Origin of the sequence: Lysobacter sp. cf310, from assembly GCF_900114355.1 — a bacterium.
Taxonomy (GTDB): domain Bacteria; phylum Pseudomonadota; class Gammaproteobacteria; order Xanthomonadales; family Xanthomonadaceae; genus Lysobacter.
Window position 1 is genome coordinate 704,541 of the sequence record NZ_FOSS01000003.1, and the last position, 11,600, is coordinate 716,140.

Annotated in this window: 6 protein-coding genes; 3 read left to right on the top strand and 3 right to left on the bottom strand. The window is 69.2% G+C overall.

What is annotated here, in order from left to right; translation table 11 throughout:
- Positions 1–56: 56 nt before the first annotated feature.
- Complete coding sequence (locus BMZ45_RS14400) at positions 57–1,181, bottom strand: M4 family metallopeptidase (protein ID WP_175489073.1); 1,125 nt, start codon at positions 1,179–1,181, stop codon at positions 57–59.
- A 652-nt stretch (positions 1,182–1,833) separates the two neighbouring features.
- Here BMZ45_RS14400 and mutS point away from each other — a divergent pair.
- Positions 1,834–4,434, top strand: coding sequence for a DNA mismatch repair protein MutS (gene mutS / locus BMZ45_RS14405; RefSeq protein WP_091637204.1), 2,601 nt, complete (start codon positions 1,834–1,836; stop codon positions 4,432–4,434).
- 50 nt (positions 4,435–4,484) lie between these two features.
- Here mutS and BMZ45_RS14410 read toward each other — a convergent pair whose 3' ends face one another.
- Positions 4,485–6,290 carry a SprB repeat-containing protein gene (locus tag BMZ45_RS14410; RefSeq protein WP_175489074.1) on the bottom strand — a complete coding sequence of 602 codons (1,806 nt, stop codon included), beginning with the start codon at positions 6,288–6,290 and terminating at the stop codon, positions 4,485–4,487.
- A 448-nt stretch (positions 6,291–6,738) separates the two neighbouring features.
- Here BMZ45_RS14410 and katG point away from each other — a divergent pair, with 448 nt between their 5' ends.
- The gene (gene katG, locus BMZ45_RS14415) at positions 6,739–8,916 is read left to right on the top strand and encodes a catalase/peroxidase HPI (protein ID WP_091637205.1); all 2,178 of its coding nucleotides are present in this window, start codon (positions 6,739–6,741) and stop codon (positions 8,914–8,916) included.
- A gap of 174 nt (positions 8,917–9,090) precedes the next feature.
- Here the strand turns inward: katG and BMZ45_RS14420 are convergent, their stop codons facing one another.
- Entirely contained in the window at positions 9,091–9,963 is an 873-nt protein-coding gene (locus BMZ45_RS14420; RefSeq protein ID WP_091637206.1) for an aminoglycoside phosphotransferase family protein, read from the bottom strand.
- 325 nt (positions 9,964–10,288) lie between these two features.
- Between BMZ45_RS14420 and BMZ45_RS14425 the strand changes: the two genes are divergently transcribed.
- The gene (locus tag BMZ45_RS14425; RefSeq protein ID WP_091637207.1) at positions 10,289–10,918 is read left to right on the top strand and encodes a DUF937 domain-containing protein; all 630 of its coding nucleotides are present in this window, start codon (positions 10,289–10,291) and stop codon (positions 10,916–10,918) included.
- Positions 10,919–11,600: the final 682 nt, after the last annotated feature.

Here is an 11,600-nt window from a genome sequence, read left to right on the forward strand (position 1 = left end):
CAGGAGCCACGCGCCCGTGCTTTGCGGCACTGCCCGCAAGCGCAGTGTCGCCGCGCTTACTTCACCCCGGCCGCCGACCATGCGCGCGCGACCGCGCGCGCTTCGGCCGATTTGACGCCATACAGCGCCTCGGCGGCCCGGATCGTGGCCGCGCGCGCCTGCGGATAGGTCAGCTGCGAGGTCTTCTCGGTGGTGGCCAGGCGATACCAGATCGCGCCGGCCTTGTTGCGGCCGATACCGACGATCGCGGTGTCGCCGTTGCAGACCAATTGATCCGCGCTCAGGCCGGAGCCGGCCGGCGCCTTGGCCCCCTCGGCCAGCAGGTAGAACGCGCGATTGCCGATGCCCGAGGTGTACTCGCCCGAGTAAGCCGCGGATTCGTCGTTCGGATCGAAACCGCGCGCCGGATAGCAGACGAAGGATTTTCCGTCCAGGTTCTGGCGGTACATGTGGCGCAGGCCGCCCGGATAAGCCAGCTCGCCGATCACGTAATCGCCGGGATCATTGAGGTGAGCGGCATGGAATTCGATCAGGGTGCCGAAGACATCGGCGATCGAGCTGCGCAAGCCTGCGCTGTCGCCCTTGCCGGGATCGGGATCGGTGTTGTGGACGATATTGGCCGCGTACATGCTGCCGACGATGTCCAGGGTCGCCAGGGGTTCGATGCCGGCGGCCGCATCGCCGATGCCGAGCAGCACGGTGGTGCCGGACCAGTACGCGTAGCCGGTCGTCTTGCGTCCCGGCGCCAGGTCGACGACATGGCTGTACACGGTGGCCCTGCGGTTGCTCGCGTCCAGGCCGTTGCGCGCGTGGACCTGCTTGAAGTAGTCCCAGCTGCGCTGCATCGCGTAGTAGGCGTCGACGCCCATGCTGGACAGGGTGGCCGCGCTGCCGTCGCCGAAGGCGGTGGTGGCGCTGACGAACTGCTGCGGCCCGCGATAGGTCGCGTAGTACCGGTTGAAGCCGCCGCCGTCGGAGCTGCTGATGCCGTTACGGGTGTTGTCGATGAGCTCGTAGCCGACGCCCGCGGTGTACTGCACGGGAATGGGCTGCGTGCCGTAATGCACGCCATGACCGGTGCCGGGCACCACCGAGCCGTTCGGTTGACTGGCGTTCGATGTCGCCGGCATCAGCGCGGCAAGGGAGAGCGAAACAGCGATCGCGACTAAGCTGGGGCGCATGACCGTTATCCTCGGAATGGTGGGAAGAAGTGCCTTCCGCGTGCCGCCGTGCGAGCCCGCGCTTGCCATCGGCGGGCAGCTCGATACGGCGGTTCGAAAGCGACGCCACCCTAGGTGCCGATCCCGCGCTGCGCCGCGCGCACTGCGCACATTCGAGCGGTCGCGCGTCACAGATGAGCGAGCCGCGTCGAAGCGGCGTCACAGTTCGCGATGCGCGTATTCCGCCAGTCGATCGACGACGCGTCGCTGCGACACCCAGGGCGATCAGTGTTTTTTGTGACGCGAAACGCGACGAACCTGCAGGCCGGACAGCGCGTGGACGTATGCGGCGCGCGCGGCGCTGTTGGTCGGTCGGTGAGCGCGCAGCGCGCGCGCTCGCCGCGACTTCGGCAAGCCGCAGCGCGCGCCGCAAACGGGCCCTGCCCCGCGGTCGTTCGCATCGCAGCTATGCCGCACCGCCGGTCCGCCCCCCAGCCCACGCCGCGCAAGGCCGGCGCTTCGCGGCCGCTCGCGCCCGCGCAGGCCCGGATTCGCACCCGATTCATGCCCGAAGCCCCAACCACGCCCCCATTCGGCGATCATGTCGCTTTGGGCCGCCCGCCGCGACGCCACGCGCCGCCCCGGCGGCTGGATAAAAACATCAGGATTTTCAATGCGTTCCAGCGACAAAGCCGTCGATAGCAAGGCCGTAGACGGCCATACCCCGTTGATGAAGCAGTTCTTCGCCGCCAAGGCCGAGCACCCGGACGTGCTGCTGTTCTTCCGCATGGGCGACTTCTACGAGCTGTTCTACGACGACGCCCGCAAAGCCGCGCGCCTGCTCGACATCACCCTGACCCAACGCGGCAATTCGGCCGGCCAGCCGATCCCGATGGCGGGCGTGCCGCACCACTCGGCCGAGGGCTATCTGGCGCGCCTGGTCGCGCTGGGCGAATCGGTGGCGATCTGCGAGCAGATCGGCGACCCGGCCCTGGCCAAGGGCATCGTCGAGCGCAAGGTGGTGCGCATCGTCACCCCGGGCACGGTCACCGACGAGGCCCTGTTGCACGAACGCCGCGACACCCTGCTGCTGACCATCGCGCGCGGCAAGCACGGCTACGGCATCGCCTGGGCCGACCTGGCCGGCGGCCGCTTCCTGGTCAACGAAGTGGCCAGCGAGGACGCGCTGGAAGCCGAGCTCGCGCGCCTGGAGCCGGCCGAAACCCTGATCGCCGACGAGGACGGCTGGGCGCCGTTCGTGTCCGAGCGCAGCGGCCTGCGCCGGCGCGCGCCCTGGCTGTTCGACGTCGACAGCGGCCGCCGCCAGCTGCTGCGTTTCTTCGGTCTGCACGATCTCAGCGGCTTCGGCCTCGAGGACCGTCCGCTCGCGATCGCCGCGGCCGCCGCGCTGCTGGGCTACGTCGAGGAAACCCAGAAGCAGCGCCTGCCGCACCTGACCTCGATCGCGATCGAATCCGGCGACGGCGCGATCGCGATGAACGCCGCGACCCGCCGCCACCTCGAACTCGACAGCCGCGTCGATGGCGACAGCCGCACCACCCTGCTGGGCGTGCTCGACAGCACGGTCACGCCGATGGGCGGGCGCTTGCTGCGGCGCTGGCTGCACCGCCCGCTGCGCGACCGCCCCACCCTGCGCCTGCGCCACCAGGCGGTGGCGACCCTGATCGATTCGCGCGCCGGCGACGGCGTGCGCGAACGCTTCCGCGCCCTTGGCGATCTCGAACGCATCCTCTCGCGCATCGCCCTGCGCAGCGCGCGCCCGCGCGATCTGTCGACCCTGCGCGACGGCCTGGCCCTGCTGCCCGACGTGCGCGGCCTGCTGGCGCCGCTGGACGCGCCGCTGCTGGCCGAGCTGGCCGCCGAGCTGGGCGAGCACGCCGAACACGCGCAGCTGCTGGCCGAGGCGATCGTGCCGCAGCCGCCGGTGCTGGCGCGCGACGGCGGCGTGTTCGCGTCCGGCTACGACGCCGAGCTCGACGAACTGCGCACGCTGTCGACCAACGCCGATCAGTTCCTGGTCGACCTGGAAGCGCGCGAGCGCATCGCCAGCGGCATCCCCACCCTCAAGGTCGGTTACAACCGCGTCCACGGTTACTACCTGGAAGTCAGCAAGGCCCAGGCCGAGAAGGCGCCGACCCACTACACCCGCCGCCAGACCCTGAGCAACGCCGAGCGCTACATCACCGAGGAACTCAAGCAATTCGAGGACAAGGTGCTGTCGGCGCGCGAGCGCTCGCTCAGCCGCGAACGCCTGCTCTACGAACACCTGCTGGATGCGCTCAACGAACGCCTGGCCCCGCTCAAGCGCTGCGCGGCCGCCCTGGCCGAGCTCGACGTGCTGTGCGGTTTCGCCGAACGCGCACAGGCCCTGGACTGGTCGCCGCCGGAACTGCGCGACGAGCCCGGCCTGCGTATCGAACGCGGCCGCCACCCGGTGGTCGAGGCGGTGCGCAGCGAGCCCTTCGAGCCCAATGACCTGATCCTGGACGAGGCCAACGGCCGCCGCATGCTGGTCATCACCGGCCCCAACATGGGCGGCAAGTCGACCTACATGCGCCAGAACGCGCTGATCGTGCTGCTGGCCCACATCGGCAGCTTCGTGCCCGCCGCGCGCGCGGTGCTGGGCCCCATCGATCGCATCCTGACCCGCATCGGCGCCGGCGACGACCTCGCGCGCGGCCAGTCCACCTTCATGGTCGAGATGAGCGAGACCAGCTACATCCTGCATCACGCCAGCGACCAATCGCTGGTGCTGATGGACGAGATCGGCCGCGGCACCTCGACCTACGACGGCCTGGCCCTGGCCGAGGCCTGCGCGCGCCACCTGGCCCAGCACAATCGCGCCTACACCTTGTTCGCGACCCACTACTTCGAACTCACCGCCCTGGCCGAGCCCGGCAGCGGCATCGCCAACGTGCATCTGGACGCGGTCGAGCACGGCGAGCAACTGGTGTTCATGCATGCGGTCAAGGACGGCCCCGCCGACCGCAGCTTCGGCTTGCAGGTCGCGGCGCTGGCGGGCCTGCCCAAGTCGGTGGTCAAGCAGGCGCGTGGACGCCTGATCGAACTCGAACAGCAGGGCCGCGACACGCCCACGCCCTCCTTCGCCCAGGCCGCGCTGGATCAGCCGCAGCAGTTCGGCCTGTTCGCGCCGTCCTCGGCCGCGCTGGACGCGCTGGCCGCGGTGGATCCGGACGAGCTGACGCCGAAGCAGGCGCTGGAAGCGCTGTACCGGATCAAAGCGTTGACCTGAACCGCCACGCGCGCGATCGCGCGTGGCGGTTCCGACCGGCGCAATCGGCGCTAGGGATTACCGCCGCCAGGGCACACCCGCCGGTAGGTATGGGTCTTGGAGACGCTCTGCCCATCCGAGGAGGTCACCGTCACCGTGGCGGTGTCCTGCCAGTACATGCGCACGTTGCGGGTGGAGCCCGCGACCGGAACGAAGCTGCCCGACCATGAGTACTGATAAGGCGGCGATCCACCGGCGGCCGTGGCGGTGAACATGACGTACTCCCGGCACGCGGATTCAGCGGTGGTGATCGCCACGCTCAGGGGCAGCGTGAATTCGTAGGCGACGCGATCGTCGAACAACTGCGCCCAGCGCCCGTCGAACCCGCCGTTGGCCGGCGTGTACCAGGCCCCGGTCAGCCAGGTTCCGGCTTCGTAGAGCTCGCGCGTATCGACCGCGCCGGTATGCACGAAGAAGTCGTGCTGCCGCCAGTAGTTGTTCAGCGAGCCCAGGTCGCCGCTGGCATCGGCGCGATTGCGCCCATCGCTGCCGCGTCCCGCACCTTCATAGCCTTTGAACTTGTCGGAGCCGGACACGATATCGGCGTTCGTCTCCGCCGAGTACGCGCCCATGAACCAATCCTTGCCCAGCACGCCGTTGCGTCCGTCGGTCAGACTGGAAGACTGGGTGTCGCGCGAGCCGAGGTAGAAGCGTCGCAATCCGGCCGGCACGTCGACTTGTCCGGCCTCGTTCAGCAGCGCGGTCTCCAGCAGCACATCCTCGGTGGAGTCGGCGGTCCAGCTGATCGGCCACATCGCGTCGTCCCACTGGCTGCGGAAGACGTCGGCGATGTCCTGCAGTTCGTAGGTGATGCGCTTGACCGCATACCAGGGCGTGTCGCCGTCCTGGCGCGAGGCCAGCGCGGACGCGTTGCCGTAGTGGATCGGCTGCGCGCCCCAGGCGGTGACGGCTGCGCTGGACGTTTCCGGCACCCAGACGTAGTGCACCTTCTTGTCGCCGTCGTTGCTGACGTCGACTTTCGCGTTGCCCGCCGTCTGCGCCCAGGATTGGATCTGCGCATAGCTGTGCTGGACGAAATGCAATTCGTGGGCGGTCGCGCCGCCCGGATCCAGGCCGCCGTCCTCGTCCGCCTGCCACAGCAGGACGTGCTTGCCGCTGGCGACGCTCATGAAGTTCAGGTCGGGGCTGCCGGCACTGCGCATCACGTGATCGTGGTGGCTGGTCACGGTGACATGCCCGACGTATTCGCCGGCCGCTCCGGGCGCGCCGCCCACGCCGCCCACGCCGCGCACGGCGATCTCGACCCGCTCCCAATCGTGGATCTCGTTGCCCTTCTTATCCACCGGGTGATAGACGTGATACAGCAGGATCAGGCCCTTTCCGGCGCCGTCCGTGTACTCCACCAGCGAGGTGTACAGGGTCGGGCGGATGCGCCAGTGCTTGTAAGCGCCGCTGGCCGCGGCCGACTCGGCGACGTATTGCGGCAGCAGGTTCACCCAGGTGTAGCGATTGTTGGCGAAGTTGCCGTCGCGATCGAAATCGTAGTTGCTGAGCCAATCCCGTCCGGGTTTGCCGCCGTTCTCTTCCGAGCGCTGCAGGATCAGCGGCGCGTAGTACTGCAGGTAGCTCTGCCGCTGCGCCGGGCTCAAGGTCCAGACCTGCGCCTGCGCCGGCGCGGCCGACAGGAACGCGCCCGCCAGGCTCAGCGCCAAGGCGTAACCGTATCGGCGCGCGCGCTCGATCCAGCTCCCGGCCCCCGCCGCATCCGCATCCATCGCGACGCTGCCCGCGCTGCGCAGCGGCCGGTTCGGGCCCCATGCGGCCGACAGGCCCCAGCGAATCTTGCCGCTCTTCATCTTCAATCCTCCGTTGATCGAATGTCCCTGACGCGGCGCGCAAGCAGGCGCTGCCCGGACGATGCTAGAGACCGCGCACAGGAAACGCAGCGCTCGCGCGCACAAACAAACTCAAAGCTGCGCTTTCCGCTCGGTTCGCTGGCACATGGCGATAAGGCAGGCCCTACGGTTCCGTGCCGGGACGGCGCCGCCCACCCTATTCATAGTCAATCCCTATCGAATACGTCGAAAGGATCGATTTCACATGCGTATCCGGCCGACATATCGTCCAAAGGCGCCTGCGACTCCCCTCCCCTCAGCAAAGGCGAGCGAATGATCGAAACGCCGACACATTCTTAAGCGAAGTTCGAACGGAACCCTCGACGTATCCGTTCGCGCATCGGCATACGCGCTTCCACCCACCCAATCGTTGCGTCCGCACCGTCAACAGCGAAGAGGCAAAGCACCCATGTCAAACGAAGCGAAGTGCCCGTTCAATCACACCGCTGGCGGCGGTACGTCGAACCGAGATTGGTGGCCGCATCAGGTCAGCCTCAAGGTCCTGCACCAGCAAACGCCGGCCTCCGATCCCATGGACCCGGACTTCGATTACGCCAAGGCGTTCAAGACCCTCGACCTGGCGGCGCTCAAGCGCGATCTCACCGCGCTGATGACCGACTCGCAGGAATGGTGGCCGGCCGACTTCGGCCACTACGGCCCCTTGTTCATCCGCATGGCCTGGCATAGCGCGGGCACCTACCGCACCATCGACGGCCGCGGCGGCGGCGGCGCCGGCCAACAACGCTTCGCGCCGCTCAACAGCTGGCCGGACAACGGCAACCTCGACAAGGCGCGCCGCCTGCTGTGGCCGATCAAGCAAAAGTACGGCAACAAGATTTCCTGGGCCGACCTGATGATCCTCACCGGCAATGTCGCGCTGGAATCGATGGGCTTCAAGACCTTCGGTTTCGCCGGCGGCCGCGCCGACGTGTGGGAGCCCGAGGAAGTGTATTGGGGCAGCGAGACCACCTGGCTGGGCGACCAGCGCTACAGCGGCGACCGCAATCTGGAGAATCCGCTGGGCGCCGTGCAGATGGGCCTGATCTACGTCAATCCGCAGGGCCCGAACGGCAATCCCGACCCGGTCGCGGCCGCGCGCGACATCCGCGACACCTTCGCGCGCATGGCCATGGACGACGAAGAGACCGTCGCGCTGATCGCCGGCGGCCACACCTTCGGCAAGACCCACGGCGCCGGCCCCGAATCGCATGTCGGTCGCGAGCCCGAGGGCGGCGACATCGAACAGCAGGGCCTGGGCTGGGCCAGCAGCTTCAACAGCGGCATCGCCGGCGACGCGATCACCAGCGGCCTGGACGTGACCTGGACCAGCAAGCCGACCCAGTGGAGCAACGAGTTCTTCGCCAACCTGTTCGGTTTCGAATGGGAGCTCAGCAAGAGCCCGGCCGGCGCGCACCAATGGGTCGCGAAGGACGGCGCGGGCGCGGGCACGATTCCGGACGCGTTCGATGCCAACAAGCGTCGCGCGCCGACCATGCTCACCACCGACCTGTCGCTGCGCTTGGACCCCGCCTACGAAAAGATCTCGCGGCGCTTCTTCGAAAACCCGGACCAGTTCGCCGATGCGTTCGCGCGTGCCTGGTTCAAGCTCACCCACCGCGACATGGGCCCGCGCGCGCGCTACCTCGGCCCCGAAGTGCCGGCCGAAGAACTGATCTGGCAGGACCCGGTGCCGGCGGTCGACCATGCCTTGATCGACGATCAGGACGCGGCGGCGCTCAAGGCCAAGATCCTGGCCAGCGGCGTGCCGATCTCGCAGTTGGTGTCCACCGCCTGGGCTTCGGCCTCCAGCTTCCGAGGCTCGGACAAGCGCGGCGGCGCCAACGGCGCGCGCATCCGCCTGGCGCCGCAGAAGGATTGGGAAGCCAATCAGCCCGCGCAGCTGGCCAAGGTGCTGCAGACCCTGGAAGGCATCCAGCGCGATTTCAACGCCGCCCAGTCCGGCGGCAAGAAAGTCTCGCTGGCCGATCTGATCGTGCTGGCCGGCAACGCCGGCGTCGAACAGGCGGCGAAGAACGCCGGCCATGCGGTCCAGGTGCCCTTCAGCGCCGGCCGCACCGACGCCAGCCAGGCGCAGACCGACGAGCATTCCTTCGCTGTGCTCGAACCGATCGCCGACGGCTTCCGCAACTACCTCAAGGGCAAGATCAACGTGTCCAGCGAAGCGTTGCTGGTCGACAAGGCGCAGTTGCTGACCCTGACGGCGCCGGAGATGACGGCGCTGATCGGCGGCCTGCGCGTGCTCGACACCAACGTCGGCCACACCAAACACGGCGTGTTCACCAAGCGCGCCGACACCCTGAGCAACGACTTCTTCGTCAATCTGCTCGACATGGGCACGCAGTGGAAGGCGGTCTCCGATGCCAAGGACGTGTTCGAAGGACGCGACCGCAAGACCGGCGAGCTCAAGTGGACGGCGACCCGCGCCGATCTGATCTTCGGTTCGCATTCGCAGCTGCGCGCGCTGGCCGAGGTCTACGCCAGCTCGGACGCGCAGGCGAAGCTGGTCCACGACTTCGTGGCGGCCTGGGCCAAGGTGATGAACCTGGACCGTTTCGATCTCGCCTAGCACCGGACGCCTCGGCGTCGGGCGCGAGCCCGGCGCCGAGGTACCGACGGCCGATCCGGCCCGCGCGCGCAGCCGTCAGTCCTGCGCGCGCGGCCCCGGCATCGGCGCAACCCTGCAATCCCTGCGCACCTCAGCTGGCCCGGCGAGCGATCGCCGGGTCCTTTTTTTGCGCGCTTAGTGGCTGTGTTGGTCGGCGCCCAGGGCCAATGCCGCCGCGAGCACCGACAAGGGCAGCTGCGCCTGCTCGGCCTCGTCGTCCTCCAGGTACCAGGCCGCCGACACGCCCTGCTGCGCCGCGATCCAGGCCAGCAGGCGCGCGGGCGCCAGGCCGCTGGCCTCAGCGACCACCTGCAGGCGGCGTTCCAGCCGGCGCGGCAGTTCGCGTCCCAACTGCAGTGGATCGCCGAACATCGTCGCGTGGTCGTAACCGCGATCGCCGATCACGCGTTTGGGATCGATCGCCAACCAGCCGCGCTGCGGGCCGAAATCCAGCACGTTCTCGTGGTGCAGATCGCCGTGCAGCGGAACCGGATCGACCGTGGCCCGCAACAGACTGTCCGCGATCCGCCACGCGCGCGCATACAGACCACCGTGATCGCGCGCGGCCTGGGCCAGGGAGTCGAAGTAGGTCGACAGCGGCTGCAAGCCGTCCGGCGGCGCGGCGGTGCGCGCGTGCAGACGCCGCGCGACCTCGCACAGGATCCGGCAAGCCTGATCGTCGCGGCCGTCGGAGGCCATCGCCAGCAGCGAATCCCCGCCGCTCGCGCGCTCGATCAGCAGCACGTGGCCCTCGCTGGCGAGCACGCGCGCCGCGCCGTCGCCGTCCCACCAGCGCATCAGCACGCCGCCCCAGCGCTCCTCGGGGTCGTAGGCGAGCTTCAGCATGGCCGGCGCACCCGCATGGCGCACCGGCTGCAAGGCGCTGGACGGCGTATCGAAGGCGGCGCCATCGGCCTGCAGGCCCCAGTGCTGGCGCCACGGACGCAAGGCCGTGTCCGGGTCGGGGCGGTGTGGGTCGTCGTGCAGGGCTGCGGGCGATTCGGTCATCGGGTTCCTACTCATGCTGCGTGGGTAGCGGCGCGCTGTCGACGGACTCGGCCTGGGCTAGGTTTGGTCGACGCGGCCCGGGTTCAACCGGATCCTGAGGCCTGCGATGACGCGGCCGCCTTGCCGGATGCGTCGGCATCGCCGCTCGCCGCCTGCGCGACGCGTCGCGCCTACCGGAGGGAGCGCTGCACATCATGCGTGCCGAAGTCGCGCAAGCCTTGCGGCGGGCTTGCCAGCGGCGCCGGACCGGCGGCGCGCCGTCGTCACCACGGTCGAGCGAAACGGCGCTAGGATCGGTTTCCAACTGCCAAAAGGACGCGCCCCCATGAGCTTGACCGACGACCTCCTCCGCCAACTTCAGGGCCAGCCGCTGGAGCAGATGAGCAACCAGCTCGGGCTGTCGCAGTCGCAGACCGCGGGCGCGGTGTCGGCGGCGCTGCCGCTGCTGCTGGGCGCGCTGGGCCGCAACACCAGCCAGCCGCAGGGCGCCGAGGCCCTGTTCGGCGCGCTCCAGCGCGATCACGCCGGTGCCGCCAGCGGCTTGGACATCGGCAGCGTGCTGGGCGCGGTGCTCGGCGGCGGCGCTCCCAGCCGGCAGACCGACGGTGCCGGCATCCTCGGCCACATCTTCGGCGGCCGCGAGGAAACCGCCGCCCAGGGCCTGGGCCAGGCCACCGGCCTCGGCGGCAGCCAGGCCAACACGCTGCTCAAGATCCTCGCCCCGATCGTGCTGTCGTATCTGGCCCAGCGCATGTTCTCCGGCGGCGGCCAGGCCGCGGCCTCGCCGCAGGCCCTGGGCAACGTGCTCGGCCAGGAACGCGAGCGCATCCAGCAGGACAGCGGCGCCGGCGGCCTGCTCGGCGCGGTGCTGGACCAGGACGGCGACGGCCAGCTCGGCCTGGGCGATCTGCTCAAGATCGGCGGCGGTCTGCTCGGCGGCGGTGGCAACCGCTGAGACCAGGGCGATCCGGCTCCCCCACTGCGGCCGCGTTTCGACGCGGCCGCAGTCGTTTCGGGGGTCGCTTTGGATCGCATCGCGGCTTACGCCGCTCCCACAGGGAGGGGACGGCCGGTATCGCCTTGATGTCGGCCTCTTAGGGCCGACCGGAATCGGGGTCGCGGCTTACGCCGCTCCTACACGAAGCGATCGTGCTGCTTTGGGGTAGGAGCGGCGTAAGCCGCGACCACGCAAAGCGGCAACGGCGATAGTCGGCATCTGCGCGCCGCTCGGCTCCGGCGGCTGTGCGCACCGATGCCCGCGACGACTCGATACCGATCGCGGCTGACGCCGCTCCCACAGGGGTGGCGTGGTTGTTATCGAATTGACGCAAGCCTCCGGAGGCCGACGGGAATCGGTCGCGGCTTGCGCCGCTCCTACAGGGGTGGTGCGGTTGGTATCGATTCGACGCAAGCCTCCAGAGGCCGCCGGGAATCGGTCGCGGCTTGCGCCGCTCCTACAGGGACGGCGCGGTTGCCTTGTGTAGGAGCGGCGCGAGCCGCGACCGCGCAAAGCGGCGACGGCGATAGTGGGTATCTGCGCGTCGCTCGGCTCCGGCGGCTTGCGCACCGACGCCAGCGACGACTCGATATCCATAGGGCGCTAGCGCTGCCGACTGTGGGAGCGGCGTAAGCCGCGA